This is a genomic window from Microvirga pakistanensis (assembly GCF_004458765.1).
GTDB classification, from domain to species: Bacteria; Pseudomonadota; Alphaproteobacteria; order Rhizobiales; family Beijerinckiaceae; genus Microvirga; species Microvirga pakistanensis.
Window position 1 is genome coordinate 163,441 of sequence record NZ_SPJX01000710.1, and the last position, 23,331, is coordinate 186,771.

Here is a 23,331-nt window from a genome sequence, read left to right on the forward strand (position 1 = left end):
GGCAAGCGGCTTCAAGCATCGCCGGAGCCTCTGCTCTTCACAAGTGCATGAAGGGGCAAAGCTTGGCCTTGCTCCGGACACGATCGGGCGGCAACAGGACATCTCGCGCTTCGAGAGCCTCTGTTCATGATCCTGTCCCGCCGCACTCTTCTCGCCTGCCTCGCCGCTTCCGGTGCCGGCCTTCCGGCCGCCGCCCAGTCCGGTCCGGAACCGCAGATGGTCCCCGTCGAGCTCGTCGAGGACGCCCTGGCTCAGCCGTCCGCCGTGAGGCTCGGGCACCGGCACGGCGACGTGATCATGATCGAGTACTTCGATTACAATTGCCCCTGGTGCAGGCGATCGGCCGCGGATCTGCCCGAGCTCCTGAAGGCCGAGCCCGATCTCACCTATGTGCTGATGAATTTCGCCGTGCTCGGCGTTCCGTCCGTCACGGCCACCAAGGCGGCCCTCGCCTATCTTCAGGTCTACGGACCCGAGCGCTACCTGCCGCTGCATCTCGCGCTCTTCCGGCTCAAGGGAGCCGTCGACGGCGAGCGGGCCCTGAAGGAGATCGAGCGCCTCGGCGGCGACGCGAAGCGCATCGAGGACGTCGGAAACACCGACCGCACCACCCAGTGGATGAAGGACTCGTTCAAGATCGGCGATTCGCTGGGCTTCACCGCCACCCCATCCTTCCTGGTGGGAACGGAAGCCTATGTGGGCGGCATGACCCTGGCCCAGAAACGCGAGGCGATTGCGCGGGCCAGGGGTTAGAGCGGGGATCCCTTAGACAATCCGCGCTCAAGCGTATAAGCGCGACATTGCCCATGTCCCTGCCCCTGTCGCTCATCCGCTCCTCCCTCCTGGTCGGCCTCGGCTCGATTGCCTCGCGCATTCTCGGCTTTGTTCGAGACCTGCTGTTCGCGCAGGCCCTCGGAGCGGGCCCGGTGGCGGATGCGTTCCTCACGGCCTTTCGCCTGCCGAACCTCGTCCGCCGCATTGTAGGCGAAGGCGGACTCAATCCGGCCCTCGTGCCGCATTTGAGCCGCATGGAACCAAAGGACGCCGCCGCAGCGGCCGGCGATGCCATCAGCGTCTTTGCCCTGGCGCTTCTCGGGCTCACCGCGCTCGTGGAGATCAGCGCGGGCCTCGTGGCGCTTCTCCTCGCGCCGGGCCTTCGCGACGAGGGGACGCTGGCGCTGGCGGCCTTCTACACGCGTCTGGCCTTTCCCATCGTCGTGTCGGTGACGCTCTCCTCCGTGGCCGCCGCGATCCTCAACATGCGCGGGCGCTATGGGGCGACCGCCCTCGCGCCGCTCGTGGTGAACACCGGGCTGATCCTGACCGTCGTGGTGCTGGAGAAAGCCTTCGTCCTGCCTCTTGAGGCGAAAGCCGCGTGGCTCTCGGCGGCGTCGAGCGGGGCCGGTTTCCTCCAGCTCCTCGCCGTATGGGCCGCGCTGCGGCAGGGCCAGGACCCTCTGGTGCGCTTTCGCAGGCCGCGCTGGTCGCCGGCCCTGAAGAACCTGCTGCTTGCGGGCTTTCCCGCCCTGGTGGCGAGCGGAGCCGTGCAGCTGTTCGTGCTGGCCGGCACGCAGGTGGCCTCCTTCTGGCCCTCGGGTATCTCCTGGCTCTACTACGCCGAGCGGGTGATGCAGCTGCCCCTCGGCCTCATGGCGGCCTTGGGCACCAGCGTGCTCCTGCCGGCACTCGCCCGGCATCACCACGCGGGTGAAACGGCCGCCATCGTGTCGGCCCAGCACAGGGCCCTGGAGATGGCGCTGCTGCTCGCCCTCCCGGCGGGCGCCGCCCTGCTGATCCTGAGTGTCCCCGTCACGACGGTTCTCTTCGAACGCGGAGCGTTCCTGCCGGCCGATTCCGCCGGTACCGCGCAGGTGCTCGCGGCGCTCAGCCTCGGCCTGCCCTTCGCCACCGCCGGCAAGGTGCTGAGCCAGACCCTGTTCGCGCGCGGAGCCCTGCGCCAGACGATCGCGGGTACCGGTCTCGGCATCGTTGTCACGCTCGCGAGCGGCGTCATTCTCGCGCCTCTCGGGGGAGCAGCGGGCATCGCGCTCGGCATCAGCCTGGGTTGCGCCGCCCACGCGGCCGCCATGGTCCGGCTGCTGGCCCGGGCCGGGTTGTGGCGCCCGGACCGCCGCTTTCTCGGGCGCGTGGCGCGCATCGCCCTCTCGACGGGGGTCATGGGCCTCGGCCTCTCGGCGGCGCAGAGGATCCAGGCGCCCACGGACAGCCTGTCCCTCGCGGCGTTCTGCCTCGGCGGCCTTGCCCTTTATGCCGCCGCCGCATGGCTGACCGGTGCGGTCACCCGTGACGACGTGCGCGCCTTCCGTTAAACGCTTGCATCGTGGCGCGGCCCTGTCATAACCGCGCCGCAACGAAACATGGACAAAGCAGCGCGGACCGGCGTCCAACCCGGCCTGGCGTGGGAGTGCAAGACGATGGCGCAGTTCAAGGAGCTGGTTTTCTCCGGCATGCAGCCGACAGGCAACCTGCATCTCGGAAACTATCTTGGCGCGATGATCCGCTGGATCGAACTCCAGAAGACGATGGAATGCATCTATTGCGTCGTCGACATGCACGCCATCACCATCTGGCAGGATCCCGCCGACCTGAAGCGCCAGATCCGCGAGGTGACGGCCGCCTATCTCGCGGCCGGCCTCGACCCGCACAAGAGCATCATCTTCAACCAGAGCCAGGTGTATCAGCACGCGGAGCTCGCCTGGGTGTTCAACTGCGTGGCGCGCATCGGCTGGATGAACCGCATGACGCAGTTCAAGGAGAAGGCCGGCAAGGACCGCGAGAACGCCTCGCTCGGCCTCTACGCCTATCCGAGCCTGATGGCCGCCGACATCCTGGTCTACCGCGCCACCCATGTGCCGGTGGGCGAGGACCAGAAGCAGCATCTCGAGCTGACCCGCGACGTGGCGCAGAAGTTCAACAACGACTATGCCGCCTCGATCGCCGCGAGCGGCTATGGCGATGCCTTCTTCCCGCTCACCGAGCCCATGATCCAGGGTCCGGCGACCCGCGTCATGTCCCTGCGCGACGGCTCGAAGAAGATGTCGAAGTCGGACCCGTCCGACTATTCGCGCATCAACCTCACGGACGATGCCGACACCATCGCCCAGAAGGTGCGCAAGGCGAAGACCGATCCCGAGCCCCTACCCTCCGAGGTCGAGGGCCTGAAAGGTCGTCCCGAAGCGGAGAACCTGGTCGCGATCTATGCGGCGCTCACCGGCACCACGCCGGAGGACGTGCTGCGCGATCACGGCGGCTCGCAGTTCTCGGGCTTCAAGGCGGCGCTCGTGGACGTGGCGGTAACGAAGCTCGCCCCGATCGCCGGCGAGATGCGCCGTCTGATGGCCGATCCCGGCCATATCGACACGATCCTCGTCGACGGCTCGGACCGCGCCCGGGTCATCGCCGCCCAGACCATGGACGCCGTGAAGGACATCGTGGGCTTCGTTCGCAAGCGCTGAACCCCTTGGGCGAAGCGGTCTCCGCTTCGCCCAGCCAAGGATGCAGCAGGCAGCCCCTGTTTCCCGACCTCGCGATGCGCTAGATCAAAGCGCGGCCCTTGCCCTATTCGTATGAGCAGGGCAGCATCGTGCCGTTGCAGGAGAGCGGGCAGTGAGCGGGCAGCGCCGATCCTACGAATCGGGTCACCGGCCGAAATTCATGGTGGTGGTCGACAAGACGCCGGAATGCGCGCGGGCGGTCCATTTCGCCTCGCGCCGCGCCGCGCGGACGGGGGCGAGCATGCTCATGCTCGCCGTGGTGGATCCGCCGGACGATTTCGAGTGGATCGGCGTCGGCGAGGCCATGATCGAGGAAGCGAGCGAGGAGGCGGCCAAACTCCTCGAGGCGGCCGCCCGCGAGGCCCGCAGCGCCGCCGGCGTGGAGCCGGAGCAGGTGATCCGGGTGGGTGACCGCTCCGACGAGATCCTCAAGCTCATCCGCGAGGACGAGGACGTTTCCTTCCTGGTGCTCGCCGCCGGCAGCGGCAAGGAAGGTCCCGGCCCTCTCGTGAGCACGCTGGCCGGCCGCGCGGCCTCGACCTTCCCGGTTCCCATCGTCATCGTGCCGGGCAGCCTCACGGACGAGGAAATCGACGCGCTGGCGGGTTGAGAGAAAACCATTCCGAACGAAGCGGAGCGACGATCCGGCTCCGCAGCATCGGGACGACGGCCTCGTGATTCTCCTCTTGGAATCGGCCCCTTCCCGATCCACATTGAATCCGAAACCTGTTAGAACGATTCTAAGCCCACCGCTCGGCCGGCCTTGAACCGGCGTCAGAGGACCAAAAGCGATGTTTATCCAGACCGAAGCCACCCCCAATCCTGCCACCCTGAAGTTCCTGCCCGGCCGCGTCGTGATGCCGGAGGGCACCTTCGAGGCGAAGACGCCCGAGCAGGGCGAGTTCTCGCCCCTGGCCCAGCGCCTCTTCGCCGTGCCGGGCGTCGCCGCCGTCTTCTTCGGCTACGACTTCATCACCGTCACCAAGGCCGATGGCGAGTGGCAGCACCTGAAGCCGGCGATCCTCGGCGGGATCATGGAGCATTTCATGACCGGCGCGCCGCTCTTCTCCAACGGCTACGGCGCCACGGACGAGGACGGCGAGGAGTTCTTCGACCCGCAGGACGCCTCCACGGTCGAGACCATCAAGGAGCTGCTCGAGACCCGTATCCGCCCGGCGGTTGCCGGCGACGGCGGCGACATCACCTTCCGGGGCTTCCGGGACGGGGTGGTCTACCTCGTCATGAAGGGCGCCTGCTCCGGCTGCCCGTCCTCGACCGCAACGCTCCGCCACGGCATCCAGAACCTGCTGCGCCATTTCCTGCCGGACGTGCGCGAGGTCCAGGCTGTCTAAACAAGCGCCAAGAACCCTGGAATCGAGCAGCGCGGCCAGAGCATCGGACCCGAGAGCGGAACCCACTTTCGGGATCCATCCGGCGCTCCATCTATGAAGAACGCATCGTGCGGCCCTTCGGGATCGCACGATGCGCTAAGCTGCGCTTTTCTTTGGAGCTTCGCCGTGCCGTCCCTATCCGACGCCGCCCTCGACCAGCTCTTCCGCAAGGCTCAGACCCATCGCGCGTGGGATGACCGGAAGATCCCCGATGAAACCCTGCGCCAGATCGCCGATCTCGCCAAGATGGCCCCGACCAACGGCAATTCGTCGCCGGGCCGCTTCGTCTTCGTGGTGTCCCAAGCGGCCAAGGAGAGGCTGCGTCCCCATCTCGACGAATACAACGTGCACCGGACCATGACCGCGCCGGCCACCGTGATCGTGGCGCACGACATGGAGTTCTACGAGAAGCTCGACTTCCTGGCCCCGCACAGCAAGGACGCGCGCAGCTGGTTCACGGACACGCCCGAAACCATTGCCCGCACAGCGTTCCAAGGCTCCACCCTGCAGGGTGCCTACATCATCATGGCGGCGCGCTCGCTGGGCCTCGATTGCGGCCCCATGGGCGGTTTCGACCACGAGGGCGTGGACAGAACCTTCTTTCCGGATGGGACGATCAAGTCCAACTTCCTGATCAATCTCGGCTACGGAATTCCCGAGCAGCTGCGCCCGCGCGCGCCGCGCTTCGCCTTCGAGGAGTTCTGCCGGATCGAGTGACGGCGGCAGCCAGGCTCGGCTCCTGCCATTCCGGGCTAGCGAACGTGCGGACCCGGAGGGCCGCGTCGAACGATGCGCTCTCCTAAGAATGGAGCATCGGATGGATCCCAAAAGTGCAAGTCCACTTTTGGGGCCGATGCTCTAAGATCCGCTCCCGACCTCCATGAGCGGTACGCCGTGACCGAGAAACTGCCTGCCGACAGGATCGATCCAGCACCCGAGCCCGCTCCGGAGCGCGCCACGATCGACGCGACCTTCCGCAACGGCTCGCTGACGGCGATCGGGGTCGTGGTGGGCTTCTCGCTGGGCTTTCTGAGCCGGTGGGCCGGCGTTCCGGGGGACTGGGAGCGCTCCGACCTGATCGCGGTGTCCGCGATCACCCTCGGGATCGTGCTCCAGATCAAGGCCCTGGCGGACCTTCTGGCGATCGATTCTCTCCGGATCGCCAAGTACAACCGCTCGGTCAGGGTCTTCGTCATCGGACTGATGCTCGTCGCCTGCGGTGTCGCCGCCGCGCTTTTCGCCGATCTCCTGGGCTATGGCGGCATCGCCCTGAAGGGCTGACGCCTTTCGCCGCGGAACAAGGCCTTCACCGGTGAAAACCGGATCCACTTTTCCGCACGATGCGCTAAAGAGGTGTCTCGATCAGACGGAGACGAATGTTGCGCGTCCTTGCCATCGATACCGCTCTCGGCGCCTGCTCGGCCTGCATCTGGCAGGCCGACGACGTCGAACCGCTCGCGGCCGAAACCCTGCCCATGGAGCGCGGCCACGCGGAGGCCCTGCTGCCGCTCATCGACCGGGTCGCCGCGCAAGTGGAAGGCGGCTTCGAGAGCCTCGACCGGGTGGCCGTGACCGTGGGGCCGGGCAGCTACACGGGCCTGCGCGTCGGCATCTCGGCCGCCCGGGGCATCGGGCTTGCGGCCGGAATCCCCGTGGTGGGCGTGGCCACCCTTTCGGCCTTCCTGGCTCCGCTCATGGTGAACGAACGGCGGGGGCTGTTCACCGCCGCCCTCGACGCCAAGCACGGAAACATCTACATCCAGGCCATCGCTCCCGGCGGGCGCACCATCATCCCGCCGAGCCTCATGACCTATCGCGACGCGATTCGCGTGCTCGGCTCGGGCCCTCTCCTGATCAGCGGCTCGGCGGCCGTGATGCTGGCCGCGGAGGCGCGGGTGCAGGGCGTGGAGGCTCACATCACCGACATGCCGCAGGCGCCTGACATCGCCTGGGTGGCGCGCCTCGGCGCCCTCGCCGATCCGAATCAGGCCCTCCCGAAGCCCCTCTACCTCCGCGATCCCGACGCCAAGCCTCAGGATGGCGCGCGCATCGCACGCCAATGAGCTTCTTCGATCGTTTCAAGAAGCCGGGCGGGCCGCGCATCGATCCCCTGAACACCGAGGCTGCAGCCCCGATGGCGGCGATTCATGCGGCCTCCTTCGCGCGGCCCTGGAGCACGCTGGATTTCGAGCGGCTTCTGGGCGAGCGCGGGGTGATCGGGGACGGGCTCTTCCTGGGCGCGGGCACGAAACCTGCCGGTTTCGTGCTCTCGCGCATGGTGCTCGACGAGGCGGAGATCCTCACCGTCGCGATCGCCCCGGAGGTGCGGGGCAAGGGCCTCTCGATCCCGCTTCTCGAACGGCATCTGGACGAACTCTCCCGCCGGGGAATCCGCACGGTCCATCTGGAGGTGGAGGAGGAAAACCATCCCGCCCTCGCCCTCTACCGCCGCTTCGGCTTCACGCAAACCGGACGGCGGGAGGGCTATTACCAGAAGCCGGACGGCAGCCGGGTGGCGGCGCTGACCATGGCGCTTGCGCTATAGCCCCTCCCCGGCAAGTCCCCTATAAGCATCCGCAGGCGCATCGCGCGGAGGAAGGGTCCCGGTTTCTCACTCGACGATGCGCCCATGAAGGAGCGTGAGCATCGGGCCGATCCCGGGTCCGATGCCCCAGGAATGAGTTTTGAGGAATGAGTTCTGAGCCTTGGCAACACGGACCAGCAGCATCGGAAAACCCCGCCGTCCCGGCCTGATCGAGCGCGCCTGCCGCGACAAGGGCCTGCGCATGACGGGCCAGCGCAAGATCATCGCCCAAATTCTCGACGACGCGGCCGACCACCCCGACGTGGTCGAGCTGCACCGGCGCGCTGCCGGGGTGGACGACCGCATCTCGCTCTCCACCGTCTACCGGACCGTGAAGCTTTTCGAGACGGAAGGCATCCTGGAGCGGCTCGATTTCCGCGACGGCCGTTCCCGTTACGAGCAGGCGGCACGCGAGCACCACGATCATCTCATCAACCTTGAGACCGGCGCCGTGATCGAGTTCCACTCCGACGAGATCGAGGCCCTGCAGACCGAGATCGCCAGGCGCCTCGGCTACAAGGTGGTCTATCACCGTCTCGAGCTTTACGCGGTGCCGCTCGACAAGGACGACGCGTGACGACACTCGCCACCGCCCTGCGGCTTCTCATCCTCGTCCTGTGCAGCCTCGTGCTCGTTCCGCTGCAGATGCTGGGGCTCCGCTTCGGCTGGCAGGTCATGCATCACCTGCCGGTTCTGTTTCACCGCATCCTCCTGAGGCTCTTCAATGTCCGCGTGATCGAAAAGGGCATGCCGCCGGGCGACGCGCCGACGCTCGTGGTGGCCAATCACGTCTCCTGGCTCGACATCCCCGTCATCGGCTCAACCCATCCCCTTTCCTTCATCGCGAAATCAGAGATCGAAGGCTGGCCGGTGGTGGGCCTCCTGGCCCGGCTCCAGCGCTCCGTCTTCATCGACCGGCAGCGCCGGAAGGCGACCGCCGAGGTGAACGACGCCCTCGCCCATCGCCTCGTGAAGGGGGAGGTGATCGTCCTCTTCGCGGAGGGCACCACGAGCGACGGCAACCGGCTCCTGCCCTTCCGCTCCTCCCTCGTTGGCGCGGCCCAAGCCGCGCTCATGCACGACAGCGTCGAGCAGGTCTTCCTGCAGCCGCTCGCCATCTCCTACATCCGCCGCAACGGGCTGCCGATCACCCGGCGCGACCGGCCCTTCATCGCCTGGTACGGCGACATGGACCTCGGCCCCCACCTCAAGCTCTTCCTGGAGGGACATCCCATCGACGTGGTGGTGACCTGGGGCGAGCCGATCCCCTTCAACGGCAACCGCAAGCAGGCCACCGCCGCCGCCGAGAGCGCCGTCAGGCGGGCGCTGACGGCGGGCTGAGGCCGCGGAATCGTGGAGCCGAGAACTCTTTTCCCTTCGAAACGAGGCCCTGCGAAGGTTTTCTTCGTCAGGGCGCAAGGATTTCTGGTTTGCTCCCGGACCGGTCCAGGAGCATTTTCCCGATCGGATGCTTTTCGAAAGGACCGACGATGAAGCTCTATTCCGGGGCCCTGAGCCTCTTCTCGCGCAAGGTGGAAATCGCCCTCCACGAGAAGGGACTTTCCTTCGAGCGCGTCCAGGTGCCCTTCAGCCAGACTCGGGGCTACAGCCCGAAGGACCCGGCCGTGCTGGCCGCCAACCCGAAGGGTCAGGTTCCGGTCCTCGTCGACAACGGCGTCACGCTCTACGATTCCACGGTGATCCTGGAGTACCTGGAGGATGCCTATCCCGCCCCGGCCCTCTATCCGGACCGGCCGGAGGAGCGCGCGCGCTGCCGCCTGATCGACGTCTTCGCCGACGAGGTGATGCTGGTGCCCCTGCGGGCCCTGATGCACCGGACGGAGCCGCGCCCGGACGACGAGGGGCGCTGGATCGCGAACGAAGCTAAGGCGAGGGACGCCGAGCCCGTTATCGCAGGCCACTTCGCCAAGCTGGAGGACGCGCTTGCGGGCAGGCGCTTCCTGTGCGGGCGGTTTTCAGTGGCCGACATCTCCGCCTTCATGGCGGTGCATTATGCCCGGCGCCTCGGCGGACCGTCCCTGAAGCCGTTCCCGGCGCTGGCCGCCTGGTACGCCGGCTTGTCCGAACGGTCCGCCTTCGGGCGGATCGTTGCGGAGATCGCCGAGGCGGACCGGGAGCTCTCCGCACCTGTGGACGGGGCCTTCCGCGATTGAGCCAAACGGCCGCTATTCTCATTGAGGCTCAAAAGGCTTAAAAGGCCGGTCGATTGTTTTATCGCCCGCATCGCAAGCACACAGGCCGATCTCGTGAAAAAAGTCTTCGTCAAATCCTACGGCTGCCAGATGAACGTCTATGACGCCGAGCGCATGGCGGACATGCTGGCCTCGGAAGGCTATGCCGAGACCAAGGCCATGGAGGAGGCGGACCTCGTCATCCTCAACACCTGCCATATCCGCGAGAAGGCCGCCGAGAAGGTCTATTCGGAGCTGGGTCGCGTGCGCGAGCTCAAGAAGGAGCGCCAGACTCAAGGCCAGGAGACGAAGATCGTGGTGGCGGGCTGCGTGGCCCAGGCCGAGGGCAAGGAGATCCTGCGCCGCGCCCCTGCCGTGGACGTGGTGGTGGGTCCGCAGAACTACCACAACCTGCCGGAGCTGCTCAGAAAGGCAAAAGCCGAGCGCGTGGTCGATACCGAGTTCCCCATCGAGGACAAGTTCGACCATCTGCCCAAGCCGTCGCGGGCCGCGATCCGGAACCGGGGCGTCTCCGCCTTCCTGACGATCCAGGAGGGTTGCGACAAGTTCTGCACCTTCTGCGTAGTGCCCTATACCCGCGGCGCCGAGGTCTCCCGCCCGGTGGCCAAGATCCTCGACGAGGCCCTGCGCCTGGCAGATGCGGGGGTGCGCGAGCTCACGCTCATCGGCCAGAACGTGAACGCCTATCACGGCGAGGGCCCGGACGGCTCGGTCTGGTCCCTGGGCCGCCTGCTCCATCGCCTGGCCGAGATCCCCGGCATCGCGCGGCTGCGCTACACCACGAGCCACCCGCGCGACATGGACGACGAACTGATCGCCGCCCATCGCGACCTGCCGGCCCTCATGCCCTATCTGCACCTGCCCGTGCAGTCCGGATCCGACCGCATTCTCGAGGCCATGAACCGCAAGCACACGGGCGACGAGTACCGCCGCCTGATCGCGCGCATCCGCGACGCGCAGCCGAACCTGGCCCTGTCCTCCGACTTCATCGTGGGCTTCCCGGGCGAGAGCGACGCGGAGTTCGAGGACACCATGCGGCTCGTGGCCGATACGGGCTTCGCGAGTTCCTTCTCGTTCAAGTACAGCCCCCGTCCGGGCACGCCGGCCGCCGACATCGAGACCCAGGTCCCGGAGGCCGTGAAGACGGAGCGTCTGGCGCGCCTTCAAAACCTGTTGGAAACGCAAAGACAGGCTTTCAATCACGGAACCGTTGGTCAGACTCTGGACGTTCTCTTGGAGAAGCCGGGTCGTCACCCGGGCCAGATGGCCGGCAAGTCGCCCTATCTCCAGGCTGTGCAGATCGAGACGGACAGCCACGGGGTCGGCGACATCGTGACGGTGCGGATCACGCGGGCGGGCTCGAACAGCCTGTTCGGAGAGGTGGTGCAGCCCGGCAATCAGGCCGCGGCCTGACACCTTCTCGGCTCACGGGAGTTACTTTCGCGGCGATCCTGCCGTCGAAATCAGAGGAGAGGCATTTGAGGCCAGCGGACAACGCGACCGCACCAGCGCAAAAGGGCAGATCCCCTAGCACCCTGCATCCAGGCGTCGAGGAAGAGGCCGAAATCATCCTCACCTTCGACGACAATCGCCTCGCCAGCCTTGTTTTCGGGCAATACGACCAGAATCTCGCTCATCTGGAGCGGCGCCTGAACGTGGCCGCCATCGCCAACGGCAACCGGGTCACCGTGAAAGGCTCGCCGGAGGCGACCGAGATGGCGCGACGCGTGCTCGAGGGGCTCTACGACCGGGCCCGCCAGGGCGCGGCCTTGAGCCCCGGGGACGTGGACGGCACCATCGAGGAGGCTACCCTGCAGGGCTCTCTTTTCTCTCCCGAGGAGGCACCGGCCCCCGGCCTGACCGCCTTCGACCACATCGCCACCCGCAAGCGCGGCCCCGTGCGAGCCCGCAACGCGGCGCAGAACACGTATATCAAGCTGCTCAAGCAGAACGAGCTCGTCTTCGCCGAAGGTCCGGCCGGCACCGGTAAGACCTGGCTGGCCGTGGGCTACGCGGTCTCGCTCCTCGAGGCGGGGCAGGTGGACCGGCTCATCATCTCGCGTCCCGCGGTCGAAGCGGGCGAGCGCCTCGGGTTCCTGCCCGGCGACATGCGCGAGAAGGTCGATCCCTATCTTCGCCCGATCTACGACGCCCTCTACGACTTCATGGAGGCGCGCCACGTGGACCGGGGCCTCCAGACCGGCATGATCGAGATCGCGCCGCTCGCCTTCATGCGCGGACGCACGCTCACCAATTCCCTGGTGTTGCTGGACGAGGCGCAGAACACCACGTCGATGCAGATGAAGATGTTCCTGACCCGCCTCGGCGAGGGCTCGCGCATGATCATCACGGGCGATCCGACGCAGATCGACCTTCCGCCCGGGCAGAAATCGGGCCTCGTGGAGGCTGTGCGGATCCTGCACGGCGTCGAGGGCATCGCCCGCGTGACCTTCAAGGAGGCGGACGTGGTGCGCCACGATCTCGTGCGCCGCATCGTGTCGGCCTACGACGCCGCCGCCCGCGAGGCGCCGCCTCAGGAGCCCTTCCCCCGCGAACGGAACGCAAGGCCGTGATCGAGCTCGACATCATGATCGAGGAGGGCGAGTGGGAGGGGATCCCGGACGTGGAAGCCCTCGCCCGGAAGGCCGCCGAAGCGGCGCTCGCCGTCAGCGACGAGGCGGACGGGGATTTCGACGTGAGCGTGATGCTCACCGACGACGCCCAGATCCGGGAGCTGAACCGCACCTGGCGGGGCAAGGACAAGCCGACAAACGTGCTCTCCTTCCCGGCCCCCGAGCAGCCGGGCGCGACGGGGCCTCGCCATCTGGGCGATATTGCTTTAGCCTACGAGACGCTGATGCGTGAATCCGAGGAGGAATCCAAGGAGCTCGCGCATCATTTCGCCCATTTGATCGTCCATGGAGTTCTGCACCTTCTCGGCTACGACCACGAGGTCGAGGCGGAGGCGGAGGTCATGGAAGCTCTCGAGGTGAAGGCGCTCGCTAGTCTTGGAATCGCCGACCCTTATCGCGATATGGCAGCATAAACGGAAACGTTGAGCTGAAACTCACACTGACATGAACGAAGATCGAAGTCGTAACGACCGTCCTGTCCGGCCTCCCTCGGACGAAGACATCCCACGAGACCATTGGTACGACCGTGTTCTCGTCCGCTTGGGCCTGAAGCCCCGCGACTCCATCCGCCACGATCTCGAGGATGCCCTCGAGGAGGCATCCGTCGAAGACACGGACTTCTCGCCCCAGGAGCGGGCGATGCTCAAGAACGTGCTCTCCTTCCACCGGATCCGGGTGGAGGACGTGATGGTGCCCCGCGCCGACATCGTGGCCGTGGCCGCCGACACCAATCTCGGCGAGCTCCTGAGTCTCTTCCGCACCGCAGGCCATTCCCGCCTTCCGGTCTATGGCGAGACCCTCGACGACCCGAAGGGCATGGTCCACATCCGGGACTTTCTCGATTTCATCGCCATGCGGGCCGACGGCGGCACCGAGGGCGGCGCAGGCGACGATACGCCCCCGCCGAGCCTCGGCCAGATCAACCTGTCCATGACCCTGGCGGATGCCAACATCCTGCGACCCGTTCTCTTCGTGCCGCGCTCCATGCCGGCCATCGACCTTTTGGTGCGCATGCAGGCGACCCGCACCCACATGGCCCTGGTGATCGACGAATACGGCGGCACGGACGGCCTCGTGTCCATCGAGGACCTCGTGGAGATGGTGGTGGGCGATATCGAGGACGAGCACGACGAGGAGGAGGACGTCACCATCACCCAGGCGGCGGACGGCACTTTCATCGCCGACGCCCGCGCGAGCCTGGACGAGGTGACGGAGACCCTCGGCGTCGATCTCTCCGAGGAGGAGGGAGCGGAGGACATCGACACGATCGGCGGTTTCATCGTGACGCTGGCCGGCCGGGTGCCCTCGCGCAGCGAGGTCATCGAAGGCCCGAAGGGTCTGGAATTCGAGGTGCTCGACGCCGACCCGCGCCGGGTGAAGCGCCTGCGCATCCTCCAGCATGCCGCGCCCGAAACGGTGGTCGCAGAGCCCGCGAACGCCGCGCCACGCCCTGAAAACGCCGCGGCGGAATGATCCCGGAATGATCCCCTTTGCCGAACGCGTCATCCTCGCCCGGGGATGGCGTCGGTGCATCCTCGGCTTTGCCGCGGGAGCCCTGGGCGCGCTGGCCATGCCGCCCTTCGGCATCCTGCCGGCGCTGGCCCTGTCGCTCGCGCCCGGCGTCTGGCTCATCGACGGGACCGCCAAGCCCGGTCTCTCCCGCCGTGCGTCCCTCAAGGCGGCCGCGCTGGTCGGCTGGTTCTGGGGTTTCGGCTATTTCGTGGCCGGGCTCTGGTGGCTCGGCGCGGCCTTCCTGGTGGAAGCGGACCAGTTCGCCTGGGCCCTGCCCTTCGGCGTCCTCGGCCTTCCGGCCCTGCTCGCCTTCTTCCCGGCCTTCGGCTTTGCGCTGGCCCGCCTGCTCTGGCTTCCCGACGGCTCGCGCATCCTGGCCTTCGCGTTCGCGCTCACGGTGAGCGAAGTCCTGCGCGGCCATCTCTTCACCGGTTTCCCCTGGAACAATCCCGGCATGGCGCTCGGCCAGAACCTCTGGCTCATGCAGAGCGCCGCGTTCCTCGGCCTTGATGGCCTGTGCTTCCTCGCCCTGGCGATCTGCGCCTCACCCGCCCTGATCCTCACGGGCCGCACGGCCGGGCAGCGCTGGACGCTTCCGGGCCTCGCGGCGACGGCCCTCTCCACCATGGCCGTCTTCGGCCTCTGGCGCGTTCCCGCGGAGCCCATCCCGACCGTGGAGAACGTGCGTCTTCGCATCATGCAGCCCAACCTGGCCCAGGACGCCAAGTTCAATCCGCGCAACCGCGACGCGATCATGAGGCACTATCTCTCCTTGAGCGCCGCCCCGGGCCGGGACGGCCGGACCCTGGCCGATGCCACCCATATCGTCTGGCCCGAATCGGCCTTCCCGTTCCTGCTCCATCGCGACCCGGCCTCGCTCGCCCAGATCGGCGGCCTTCTGGAGCCGGGTTCCGTGCTGGTCACCGGCGCCGCCCGCATGGACGAGCCGATCCCGGGCGAAGCGGTCGGGGCGTTCTTCAACGCCATCCAGGTCATCGACCACCGCGGCACGATCCTCGGCTCTTACGACAAGGTGCATCTCGTGCCCTTCGGCGAGTACGTGCCGAGATTTCTGGAAGCCCTTATCCGGGCCGTGGGCCTGCGCCAGTTCGTGCACATTCCAGGAGGCTTCGAACCTGCCGAGAGCCGCAAGCCCCTGTCGGTTCCCGGTCTGCCGCCGGTGGCGGCCACGATCTGCTACGAGGCGATCTTCCCCGGGCAGATCCTGCCCGAGGGCGATGGCCCGCCCGCGAGGCTGATCCTCAATGTCACGAACGACGGCTGGTTCGGGCAAACCACCGGGCCCTATCAGCATTTTGCCCAGGCCCGCTTGCGTGCCGTAGAGGAAGGCCTGCCCCTGGTGCGGGCGGCGAACACGGGAATCTCTGCCGTGGTCGATCCCTATGGACGGATCGTGGACAGTCTTCAACTTGGAGTTGAAGGTGTCATAGACTCAGATCTCCCAGTTGCATCGGGAGCTATTCATTCCTCAATAACAAGAAGGTTTTCTTTGACGACCATACTAATGATCTGCTTAATGGCCCTGATTGTACGTCGAAAACAAAAGCTACATCTTTATAAAACAAGTTGGACACGACGTTACGTCAGCTTTGACACGAAAGCATGGGGCCATGAAGAAGTCGACCAGCTCAATCGATAGAGAAGTCGGTACGCGCGTCCGTATGCGACGTGTCTCCATCGGCATGAGCCAAGAAAAACTCGGCGAGTTGCTCGGCCTCACCTTTCAGCAAGTTCAGAAGTATGAAAAGGGAATGAACCGGATCAGCGTGGGTCGTCTTGTCGACATCGCGAAGATCTTGGGAGTCGACATCCACTTCTTCTTCGATGGGCTCAAGAGCGGGAAGCCGGAGGCCGGCTTCGCGGAAGAGGATTCCGCCCCCTACATCGCCGACGTGATGTCGACCCCGGAAGGTCTCCAGCTCATCCGGACCTTCACCAGCATCAAGAGCGCCAAAGTCCGCAAGAGCATCGTGCAGCTCGTGACCTCTCTGGCGGCCCAGGAAGACCAGGAACGTTCGGCATAAAGAACGCGTTCGCTTGACCTTTCCGTTGCCGTAAGGCATGAGCAAGATAGACGCCTACGAGCCCGTAGGTGAGCCCTTGCATTTGCTCAAAGGAAGTCTGTCGTGCGGCGGTCAAGTTATCTCTTCACCAGCGAATCCGTGTCCGAAGGCCATCCTGACAAGGTCTGCGACCGGATCTCCGATACCGTCGTCGATGCGTATCTGGCGGCCGAGCCGGAAGCCCGCGTGGCCTGCGAGACCCTGGCGACCACGAACCGCGTGGTGATTGCCGGCGAAGTGCGCGGCCCCGACTCGATCACCAAGGACAAGGTGATCCAGCTCGCCCGCGACGCCATCAAGGACATCGGCTACGAGCAGGAAGGCTTCCACTGGGAGAAGGCCGAGATCGACGTCCACCTTCACGCCCAGTCCGCGCACATCGCTCAGGGCGTCGACGCCAGCGGCAACAAGGACGAGGGCGCGGGCGACCAGGGCATTATGTTCGGCTATGCCTGCAACGAGACGCCCGAGCTGATGCCGGCGCCGATCTACTATGCCCACAAGATTCTCGAGAACCTCACCGCCGCCCGCAAAGCGAAGACGGGTGACGTCGGCAAGCTCGGCCCCGATTCCAAGAGCCAGGTCACCGTTCGCTACGAGAACGGCAAGCCGGTCGGCGCCACCCAGATCGTCCTGTCCACGCAGCACCTGGACGAGAGCCTCACGTCCGAGGACGTGCGCGCCATCGTGGAGCCCACCATCCGGGAGACGCTGCCCGAGGGCTGGATCTCTCCCCAGACCGTCTGGCACGTGAACCCCACCGGCAAGTTCGTGATCGGCGGCCCCGACGGCGATACGGGCCTGACCGGCCGCAAGATCATCGTGGACACCTATGGCGGCGCGGCACCGCATGGCGGCGGCGCCTTCTCCGGCAAGGACCCGACCAAGGTGGACCGCTCGGCCGCCTATGCGGCCCGCTACCTCGCCAAGAACGTGGTGGCCGCCGGCCTCGCCGACCGCTGCACCCTTCAGGTGGCCTACGCGATCGGCGTGGCCAAGCCCCTGTCGATCTACGTGGACCTGCACGAGACCGGCAATGTCGGCGAGGAGCAGCTCGAAGCCGTGCTCATGGAGGTCATGGACCTCTCCCCGCGCGGCATCCGGACGCATCTCGGGCTCAACAGGCCGATCTATGCGCGCACCTCCGCCTATGGCCATTTCGGCCGCAAGCCTGACGCGGACGGCGGCTTCTCCTGGGAGCGCACCGACCTTGTCGACAGCCTGAAGGCGGCTTTCCGCTAGTCGTCATGAGCGAGGCCCAACAGCGCGCCGGCGCATTCTTCGGGCGCCGGAAAGGCAAGAAGCTTCGCTCCGGTCAGGACGAGCTGGTCCAGAACCTGCTGCCCGCGATCCGCATGGTCCCGGGCGGCGCTCCCGCGGGCCAATTTCCGAATGCCAACGCCCGAGAGACCTGGCTCGAGATCGGCTTCGGGGGCGGCGAACATCTCGCGGCCCAGGCCCGCACCCATCGGGACATCAACTTCATCGGCTGCGAGCCCTTCGTGAACGGCATGGCGAAACTGCTCGCCGCCATCGAGCACGAAAAGCTCGACCACATCCGCGTGTGGGACGACGACGTCACCAAGCTCCTGCCGACCCTGCCCGATGCGTGCCTCGACCGGGTCTACATCCTCTATCCCGATCCGTGGCCGAAGCGTCGCCAGCGCAAGCGCCGCCTCGTCTCGGACGAGATGCTGGACATGCTGGCCCGCGTGATGAAGCCCGGCGCGCAACTGCGCTTCGCCAGCGACATCGACGATTACATCGGCTGGGTGCTGGCCCGCGTGTTGCGGTCCGACCGGTTCCGCTGGACCGCGGAGCGGGCCGACGACTGGCGCAGGCCCTACGAGGACTGGCCCGGCACCCGCTACGAAGCGAAGGCCATCCGCGAAGGCCGCGTGCCGAGCTATCTCACCCTCGTGCGCGTCTGACCTCGTCAGATCGCCGCGCGAGCCACGCGCTCGTCGCTCACCACCCTGCCGTCGACGAGGTGAACGCGCCGGTCCGCGCGCGCGGCGATCTCCATGTCGTGGGTGACGGCCACCACGGTCTTGCCGCGCTTGTTCACCAGATCCTGCAGGATCGCGAAGACCTGCTCGGAACTCTTGCTGTCGAGACTGCCTGTCGGCTCGTCAGCCAGCACCACATGCGGATCGTTGGCGAGCGCGCGCGCCACCGCCACGCGCTGCCGCTGCCCGCCCGAGAGCTGATCCGGCATCTTGTCGAGATGGCCAGCGAGGCCGAGATCCTCCAGAAGGCCCGCCGCGCGCTCGCGCATCTTAGCGGCCGAGAGGCGTCCCGCCTTGCGCATCGGCAACTCCACGTTCTTCAGCACGCTGAATTCCGGCAGCAGGAAGTGGAACTGGAACACGAAGCCGAGGCTTCCGAGCCGCAACTGCGCAAGAGCGTCATCGTCGAGCGGCCCGGTGTCCCGCCCGGCGATTCTCAGCGTGCCGCTGGTCGGGCGATCGAGCAGGCCGAGCAGATAGAGCAGCGACGACTTGCCGGAGCCGGACGGGCCGGTGATCGCCACGAATTCCCGCTCGCCGATGGAAAGCGACACGTCCCGCACCAGGGTCACGGGCACGATGGCGGGCAATACCCGGGTGAGATTCTCGGCTTCGATCAGCGCGCTCACGTGGCCCCCCGGATGATGTCGACGGGATTGAGCCGCGCCGCCTGCCGGGCGGGCAGATAACCCGCCACGCCCGCGGACACGAGGGCGAAGCCCGAGGCGATCGCGTAGTGCCACGGCGTCCAGTAGAGCGGCAGACGGGTCAGCTCGCGCCCGACGCCCGCGCCGGAGAGCTTGAACTCCACCTGCGAGAGCGCGAAGCACAACAGGAATCCGATCACCCAGCCGGCGACGGAGCCGGCGGTCCCGAGGGCCAGACCTTCGATCAGGAACAGGCGGCGCATGTTGCCTTGCGTGAAGCCGAGCGACTTCAGGATGGCGATGTCCCGCGCCTTCTCGTGGGTGATGGTGGAGATGATGTTGTAGATGCCGAAGCCCGCGACCAGCAGGATCGCGCCCACCACCGTGTACATCACCACGTTGCGCACCACGAGCGCCTCGAGCAGCGATTCGTTCGCCTCCTGCCAGGGCACGGCCTTGTAGCCGAGCTCCGCCTCGATCTGGCGCGCGACACGCGGGGCCGCTTCGGGATCGCTGAGACGCAGGCGGATGTCGTTGATGGCGTTCGGCCGCTCGGAGAGGATCTGCGCATTCTTCAGAAGCACATAGGCTTCGCCTTCGTCACGGGCGCTGTTGCCGGTGTGGAACTGCCCGACGATCTTGAAGCCGCGGGACTGGCCGGTAGGCGAGACGAGCTGGATCGTCGTGCCCGTGGATGCGCCGAGCCGCTGCGCCAGCGTGTCGCCGACGACGATGTTGTTGCCGCCGGCGTTGAGCGTATCGAAGCTTCCCTCCACGAAATCGCCGGCCACGGACGAGACCGCAGCCTCGATGTCCGGCTCGATGCCGATGATGGAAACGCCCACGTCGCGTCCGGCATAGCGCACCACCCCTTGCGTGCGCAGGCTCCGGGCCATGCGTCCCGGCACCCAGGATCGCAAGGATGCGAAGGCTGCGGCCGGATTGAGAATGCCGCGCCGGTCCTCCTTCGGTCGCAGGCCCTCGAACTGCACGGCCGGAAACAGGTCCTCCGCCGGCTGGCGGCGCGGCGTGCGGCGCTCGTCGGAGACCTGCACATGGGGCATGGTGTCGACGAGCTGCGCGATGAAGTCCTTCTCGGTGCCCTGCATGAGCGCCGCCATGGCGATGGAGAAGCCGACCCCCAGCGCCACGCCGAGAACGGCCACGATGGTCTGGCGGCCGCGGCCGGCGATATGGATCAGAGCCAATTCCAGGATGAGGCGCATGGCGTCAGCCCCGCCTTTCCCTGACCTTCGCTCCGTCGGCGAGATCCTCCGGGAACGGCGCGATCACCCGCCCGGCTTCGTCGAGGCCGGACAGGACCTGCGTGTGGCTCGCCCCGCGAATCCCGACCGTCACGTCGCGGCGTCTGGCGACGCCGTTCTCCACGACGAAGAGGGAGGCGCCCCGCAGGGCGTTGGTCGGCACGAGAAGCGCTTGCGCGGCCACCTGCACGATCACGTTCACCTCCACGGTCATGCCGATGAGAAGCGGAGTCTCCTCCGGCAACGCGAGACGCACGCGGTAGGTCTTGGCCACCGGATCGCCCTTGGGCGTGATCGAATCGACGCTCGCCTCCAGGATGCGGTCCGGGAAGGCGTCGGCCTTGAGAACGGCGCGCAGGCCCGCCGCCACGCGCGGGATGTCCTCCTCGTTCACGTCCGCCTCCACCTGCAGGGGTTTCGGCTCGCCGACCCAGAACAGAACCGTGCCGGGCTCCGCCACCTCCCCCACCTCGCCGTCCTGGCGCAGGACGACGCCGCTCACGGGCGCGCGCAGGATGTAGGTCTCGAGCCGGGTCTCCTGGCCGGCGATCAGGGCTTCGACCTGGCTCAGCTCGCTGCGGGCCCGGTCGAGGGCCTGCTCGCTGGCCACCCGCCGCTCCACCAGGGCGGAGACCCGGTCGTAATCGGCCCGGGCGAAGCGCTGGCGCGCCCGCAATTCGGACAGGATCGCCTGCGCCTGCCGGTCGTCGAGGCGAGCCAGCACGGCTCCCTTCTCCACGGCCTCGCCCTCGCAGTTGCACAGCTCGACGATCCGCTCCCGCAGCAATGGCGTTACCTTGGCCCAGATGCGCGGCTCCACGACCCCCGTGGCATAGACGACCTCCGCCGCGTCGCCGCGCGTCGGCGCGACGGTGGCGGCCTCCGGCGGCCGGCTGAAGCGCCAGTAGGCTGCGGCGGCGGCCAGCAGGAGCACGAGAACAGGGATCACACGCGTGATCTTCACGGCTGGCCCCTCCAGGGAACAGGTTCCTCTAGCACAGCTTGGACGGAACGGCGATTGCGGGTTGTTCCGGAGGGCCGGGGAGCGTACCGGGATGGGCTGCGGCGGGATGGAGGCTTGCCTCCCGGCCTGAAAATCAATATATTTGCCCTGTCAGCTCTGGTTGCAGCCTCAAGCTGCTGGTCGAGAGTGGGCCCCGCCGGGTCCGCTCTTTTTTATTATCGAACGCCGGAGTGTCGGAGAACCATGACGAACGAACGCGACAAGCGGCTGATTACGGAAAACGGCGTCGCCGCCCGGGTGGCCGCCATCGTAGAGCCGGTGATCGAGGATCTGGGCTTCAACCTCGTGCGGGTGAAGGTCACCGGCACGAATGGCTGCACCGTGCAGATCATGGCGGAGCGGCCGGACGGCACCATGTCGGTGGCCGATTGCGAGACGGTGAGCCGCGCGGTTTCGCCGGTTCTGGATCTCGAAGATCCGATCGCGACGGCCTATTATCTGGAGGTTTCCTCGCCGGGGATCGACCGCCCGCTGGTGCGCGCCAGCGACTTCGAGCGCTGGACCGGCCACGATACGAAGATCGAGATGGCCGTGCCGGTGGAGGGCCGCAAGCGCTTCCGGGGCTTTATCCGGGGTGTCGAGGACGGGAAACTCGTGGTCGAGCTTCCGGACGTGAAGGAGGGCCTGGAGCCCATCGCGCGGCTGCCTCTCACCGATCTGGGCGAGGCCCATCTCGTCCTGACGGACGAGCTGATCCGCGAATCGCTGCGCCGGGGCACCGCGCCGACCACGGACGATCTCGACGAAGACACGGATGTGGTGGAAGCGCCGGAGCCGCGCAGCCCGTCCAACAAGAAACCGAATTAAGGAGTGACCTCGATGGCTGTGAGCGCCAACAGGCTTGAGCTTCTGCAGATCGCCGATGCGGTCGCGCGTGAGAAGGTGATCGACAAGCAGATCGTGCTGGATGCCATGGCGGACGCCATCGCGAAGGCCGCCCGCTCCCGCTACGGCGCGGAGACGGACATCCACGCCGAGATCAACCCGAAAACCGGCGAGCTGCGCCTGTCGCGTCACCTTCTGGTGGTCGAGGACGGAGCGCTGGAGAACGATTCCCGCGAGATCACCCTCTCGGAAGCCCGGTCCCGCCACAACCCGGCAGCCCAGGTCGGCGACGTGATCGCCGACACCCTGCCGCCCTTCGATTTCGGCCGCATCGCGGCGCAATCCGCCAAGCAGGTGATCGTCCAGAAGGTGCGCGACGCCGAGCGCGACCGCCAGTACCAGGAATACAAGGACCGCATCGGCGAGATCGTGAACGGCGCGGTCAAGCGCGTCGAATACGGCAACGTGATCGTCGACCTCGGCCGTGGCGAAGCGATCATCCGCCGCGACGAGCTGATCCCCCGCGAGACCTTCCGTCCGGGCGACCGCATCCGCGCCTACCTCTTCGACGTGCGCCGTGAAACGCGTGGCCCGCAGATCTTCCTGTCCCGCACGCATCCGCAATTCATGGCGAAGCTCTTCGCCTCCGAAGTGCCGGAGATCTATGACGGCATCGTCACCGTTCAGGCGGTGGCGCGCGATCCGGGTTCCCGCGCCAAGATCGCCGTGACCTCGCGCGATTCCTCCATCGATCCGGTCGGCGCCTGCGTGGGCATGCGCGGCTCCCGCGTCCAGGCGGTTGTCGGCGAGCTCCAGGGCGAGAAGATCGACATCATTCCGTGGTCGCCCGACCAGGCGACCTTCATCGTCAACGCGCTCCAGCCGGCCGAAGTGGTGAAGGTGGTGCTCGACGAGGAGGCCGACCGAATCGAGGTGGTGGTGCCCGACGACCAGCTGTCGCTCGCCATCGGCCGCCGCGGCCAGAACGTGCGCCTGGCCTCGCAGCTCACCGGCTGGGACATCGACATCCTCACCGAGGCCGAGGAATCCGAGCGCCGTCAGAAGGAATTCGCCGAGCGCACCGAGCTGTTCATGAACGCCCTCGACGTGGACGAGGTGGTGGGCCAGCTGCTCGCCTCGGAAGGCTTCCGCTCGGTCGAGGAAATCGCCTATGTGGATTCCGCCGAAGTCGCCTCCATCGAGGGCTTCGACGAGGACACCGCTGCCGAGATCCAGAACCGCGCCCGCGACTACATCGCCCGCATCGAGGCCGAGAACGAGGCCCGCCGCAAGGAGCTGGGCGTTGCCGACGAGCTGAGGGAAATCGACGGCGTCACCAGCGCCATGATGGTGGCGCTCGGCGAGAACGACATCAAGACGGTCGAGGACCTGGCCGGCTGCGCCACCGACGATCTCGTCGGCTGGACCGAGGGCAAGGGTGCCGAGGCGACCCGCTACAAGGGTGCGCTCGACGGCTTCGATGTGTCCCGCACGGAAGCGGAAGCCATGGTCATGGCCGCCCGCGTGAAGGCCGGCTGGATCGAGCAGCCGGAAGAAAACGTTGAAACCGAGGGATCGGCCGAAGAGGCCGAGACCGAGGCTCAGCCGTCCTAAAACGGCGATGGCAAA

25 protein-coding genes are annotated in these 23,331 nt (G+C 66.9%); 22 read left to right on the forward strand and 3 right to left on the reverse strand.

The features are described 5' to 3' along the window. Positions 1–126 precede the first annotated feature (126 nt). The 20 genes from E4K09_RS27385 (at position 127) to trmB (ending at position 17,863) form a co-directional block, all read left to right on the forward strand. On the forward strand, positions 127–753 hold the full coding sequence (locus E4K09_RS27385; RefSeq protein ID WP_134500766.1) for a thioredoxin domain-containing protein: 627 nt from the start codon (positions 127–129) through the stop codon (positions 751–753). 53 nt (positions 754–806) lie between these two features. Beyond that, positions 807–2,330 (forward strand): murein biosynthesis integral membrane protein MurJ, encoded by a 1,524-nt coding sequence (gene murJ, locus E4K09_RS27390; protein WP_134500767.1) that lies wholly within the window; start codon positions 807–809, stop codon positions 2,328–2,330. Between the two features lie 105 nt (positions 2,331–2,435). Further along, positions 2,436–3,476: a tryptophan--tRNA ligase gene (gene trpS / locus E4K09_RS27395; protein ID WP_134500768.1), complete on the forward strand. Its 1,041-nt coding sequence runs from the start codon at positions 2,436–2,438 to the stop codon at positions 3,474–3,476. A gap of 151 nt (positions 3,477–3,627) precedes the next feature. Beyond that, positions 3,628–4,125: a universal stress protein gene (locus E4K09_RS27400; protein ID WP_166802541.1), complete on the forward strand. Its 498-nt coding sequence runs from the start codon at positions 3,628–3,630 to the stop codon at positions 4,123–4,125. Between the two features lie 181 nt (positions 4,126–4,306). Continuing rightward, on the forward strand, positions 4,307–4,867 hold the full coding sequence (locus E4K09_RS27405) for a NifU family protein (protein ID WP_134500769.1): 561 nt from the start codon (positions 4,307–4,309) through the stop codon (positions 4,865–4,867). A gap of 165 nt (positions 4,868–5,032) precedes the next feature. Beyond that, entirely contained in the window at positions 5,033–5,623 is a 591-nt protein-coding gene (locus E4K09_RS27410) for a malonic semialdehyde reductase (RefSeq protein ID WP_244610723.1), read from the forward strand. Between the two features lie 177 nt (positions 5,624–5,800). Next, complete coding sequence (locus tag E4K09_RS27415) at positions 5,801–6,187, forward strand: hypothetical protein (RefSeq protein WP_244610724.1); 387 nt, start codon at positions 5,801–5,803, stop codon at positions 6,185–6,187. Between the two features lie 98 nt (positions 6,188–6,285). Next, positions 6,286–6,969 carry a tRNA (adenosine(37)-N6)-threonylcarbamoyltransferase complex dimerization subunit type 1 TsaB gene (gene tsaB / locus E4K09_RS27420; RefSeq protein WP_134500960.1) on the forward strand — a complete coding sequence of 228 codons (684 nt, stop codon included), beginning with the start codon at positions 6,286–6,288 and terminating at the stop codon, positions 6,967–6,969. After that, positions 6,966–7,451: a GNAT family N-acetyltransferase gene (locus tag E4K09_RS27425; RefSeq protein ID WP_134500771.1), complete on the forward strand. Its 486-nt coding sequence runs from the start codon at positions 6,966–6,968 to the stop codon at positions 7,449–7,451. Before tsaB ends, E4K09_RS27425 begins: the two co-directional genes overlap by 4 nt. Positions 7,452–7,611: 160 nt before the next feature. After that, entirely contained in the window at positions 7,612–8,067 is a 456-nt protein-coding gene (locus E4K09_RS27430; protein ID WP_425293891.1) for a Fur family transcriptional regulator, read from the forward strand. After that, complete coding sequence (gene olsA, locus E4K09_RS27435) at positions 8,064–8,831, forward strand: lyso-ornithine lipid O-acyltransferase (RefSeq protein WP_244610725.1); 768 nt, start codon at positions 8,064–8,066, stop codon at positions 8,829–8,831. The genes E4K09_RS27430 and olsA overlap by 4 nt, the downstream gene beginning before the upstream one ends. Positions 8,832–8,980: 149 nt before the next feature. Beyond that, the gene (locus E4K09_RS27440; protein WP_134500772.1) at positions 8,981–9,664 is read left to right on the forward strand and encodes a glutathione S-transferase family protein; all 684 of its coding nucleotides are present in this window, start codon (positions 8,981–8,983) and stop codon (positions 9,662–9,664) included. A gap of 93 nt (positions 9,665–9,757) precedes the next feature. Beyond that, positions 9,758–11,116, forward strand: coding sequence for a tRNA (N6-isopentenyl adenosine(37)-C2)-methylthiotransferase MiaB (miaB, locus tag E4K09_RS27445; RefSeq protein ID WP_134500773.1), 1,359 nt, complete (start codon positions 9,758–9,760; stop codon positions 11,114–11,116). 65 nt (positions 11,117–11,181) lie between these two features. After that, the gene (locus E4K09_RS27450) at positions 11,182–12,276 is read left to right on the forward strand and encodes a PhoH family protein (protein ID WP_134500774.1); all 1,095 of its coding nucleotides are present in this window, start codon (positions 11,182–11,184) and stop codon (positions 12,274–12,276) included. Positions 12,277–12,290: 14 nt separating this feature from the next. Continuing rightward, complete coding sequence (gene ybeY, locus E4K09_RS27455; RefSeq protein ID WP_134500963.1) at positions 12,291–12,749, forward strand: rRNA maturation RNase YbeY; 459 nt, start codon at positions 12,291–12,293, stop codon at positions 12,747–12,749. A 31-nt stretch (positions 12,750–12,780) separates the two neighbouring features. After that, positions 12,781–13,809 carry a hemolysin family protein gene (locus E4K09_RS27460; protein ID WP_134500775.1) on the forward strand — a complete coding sequence of 343 codons (1,029 nt, stop codon included), beginning with the start codon at positions 12,781–12,783 and terminating at the stop codon, positions 13,807–13,809. Between the two features lie 7 nt (positions 13,810–13,816). Further along, entirely contained in the window at positions 13,817–15,508 is a 1,692-nt protein-coding gene (lnt, locus tag E4K09_RS27465; protein WP_134500776.1) for an apolipoprotein N-acyltransferase, read from the forward strand. Further along, positions 15,480–15,893 carry a helix-turn-helix domain-containing protein gene (locus E4K09_RS27470; protein WP_134500777.1) on the forward strand — a complete coding sequence of 138 codons (414 nt, stop codon included), beginning with the start codon at positions 15,480–15,482 and terminating at the stop codon, positions 15,891–15,893. Before lnt ends, E4K09_RS27470 begins: the two co-directional genes overlap by 29 nt. A 102-nt stretch (positions 15,894–15,995) precedes the next feature. Then, entirely contained in the window at positions 15,996–17,174 is a 1,179-nt protein-coding gene (metK, locus tag E4K09_RS27475) for a methionine adenosyltransferase (RefSeq protein ID WP_134500778.1), read from the forward strand. Positions 17,175–17,179: 5 nt separating this feature from the next. Next, positions 17,180–17,863, forward strand: coding sequence for a tRNA (guanine(46)-N(7))-methyltransferase TrmB (gene trmB, locus E4K09_RS27480; RefSeq protein ID WP_134500779.1), 684 nt, complete (start codon positions 17,180–17,182; stop codon positions 17,861–17,863). Positions 17,864–17,868: 5 nt separating this feature from the next. Here the strand turns inward: trmB and E4K09_RS27485 are convergent, their stop codons facing one another. Genes E4K09_RS27485 through E4K09_RS27495 form a run of 3 tightly spaced genes read right to left on the reverse strand, consistent with a single transcriptional unit; the run spans position 17,869 to position 20,817 of the window. Then, positions 17,869–18,570 carry an ABC transporter ATP-binding protein gene (locus E4K09_RS27485; protein WP_134500780.1) on the reverse strand — a complete coding sequence of 234 codons (702 nt, stop codon included), beginning with the start codon at positions 18,568–18,570 and terminating at the stop codon, positions 17,869–17,871. Beyond that, positions 18,567–19,814, reverse strand: a complete 1,248-nt coding sequence (locus E4K09_RS27490) for an ABC transporter permease (RefSeq protein WP_134500781.1) — start codon at positions 19,812–19,814, stop codon at positions 18,567–18,569. The genes E4K09_RS27485 and E4K09_RS27490 overlap by 4 nt, the downstream gene beginning before the upstream one ends. A gap of 4 nt (positions 19,815–19,818) precedes the next feature. Next, positions 19,819–20,817: an efflux RND transporter periplasmic adaptor subunit gene (locus tag E4K09_RS27495; RefSeq protein WP_134500782.1), complete on the reverse strand. Its 999-nt coding sequence runs from the start codon at positions 20,815–20,817 to the stop codon at positions 19,819–19,821. 243 nt (positions 20,818–21,060) lie between these two features. Between E4K09_RS27495 and rimP the strand changes: the two genes are divergently transcribed. Further along, positions 21,061–21,684 carry a ribosome maturation factor RimP gene (gene rimP, locus E4K09_RS27500; RefSeq protein WP_134500783.1) on the forward strand — a complete coding sequence of 208 codons (624 nt, stop codon included), beginning with the start codon at positions 21,061–21,063 and terminating at the stop codon, positions 21,682–21,684. A gap of 12 nt (positions 21,685–21,696) precedes the next feature. Next, positions 21,697–23,316 carry a transcription termination factor NusA gene (gene nusA, locus E4K09_RS27505; protein ID WP_134500784.1) on the forward strand — a complete coding sequence of 540 codons (1,620 nt, stop codon included), beginning with the start codon at positions 21,697–21,699 and terminating at the stop codon, positions 23,314–23,316. The last annotated feature ends 15 nt before the right edge of the window (positions 23,317–23,331 follow it).

Coding starts and splice junctions, on each gene's coding strand:
- rimP (WP_134500783.1), top strand. CDS start 21,061: ATGACGAACGAACGCGACAAGCGGCTGATTACGGAAAACGGCGTCGCC.
- E4K09_RS27470 (WP_134500777.1), top strand. CDS start 15,480: ATGAAGAAGTCGACCAGCTCAATCGATAGAGAAGTCGGTACGCGCGTC.
- murJ (WP_134500767.1), top strand. CDS start 807: ATGTCCCTGCCCCTGTCGCTCATCCGCTCCTCCCTCCTGGTCGGCCTC.
- E4K09_RS27460 (WP_134500775.1), top strand. CDS start 12,781: ATGAACGAAGATCGAAGTCGTAACGACCGTCCTGTCCGGCCTCCCTCG.
- E4K09_RS27440 (WP_134500772.1), top strand. CDS start 8,981: ATGAAGCTCTATTCCGGGGCCCTGAGCCTCTTCTCGCGCAAGGTGGAA.
- E4K09_RS27405 (WP_134500769.1), top strand. CDS start 4,307: ATGTTTATCCAGACCGAAGCCACCCCCAATCCTGCCACCCTGAAGTTC.
- E4K09_RS27385 (WP_134500766.1), top strand. CDS start 127: ATGATCCTGTCCCGCCGCACTCTTCTCGCCTGCCTCGCCGCTTCCGGT.
- lnt (WP_134500776.1), top strand. CDS start 13,817: ATGATCCCCTTTGCCGAACGCGTCATCCTCGCCCGGGGATGGCGTCGG.
- E4K09_RS27425 (WP_134500771.1), top strand. CDS start 6,966: ATGAGCTTCTTCGATCGTTTCAAGAAGCCGGGCGGGCCGCGCATCGAT.
- E4K09_RS27490 (WP_134500781.1), bottom strand. CDS start 19,814: ATGCGCCTCATCCTGGAATTGGCTCTGATCCATATCGCCGGCCGCGGC.
- trpS (WP_134500768.1), top strand. CDS start 2,436: ATGGCGCAGTTCAAGGAGCTGGTTTTCTCCGGCATGCAGCCGACAGGC.
- nusA (WP_134500784.1), top strand. CDS start 21,697: ATGGCTGTGAGCGCCAACAGGCTTGAGCTTCTGCAGATCGCCGATGCG.
- ybeY (WP_134500963.1), top strand. CDS start 12,291: ATGATCGAGGAGGGCGAGTGGGAGGGGATCCCGGACGTGGAAGCCCTC.
- trmB (WP_134500779.1), top strand. CDS start 17,180: ATGAGCGAGGCCCAACAGCGCGCCGGCGCATTCTTCGGGCGCCGGAAA.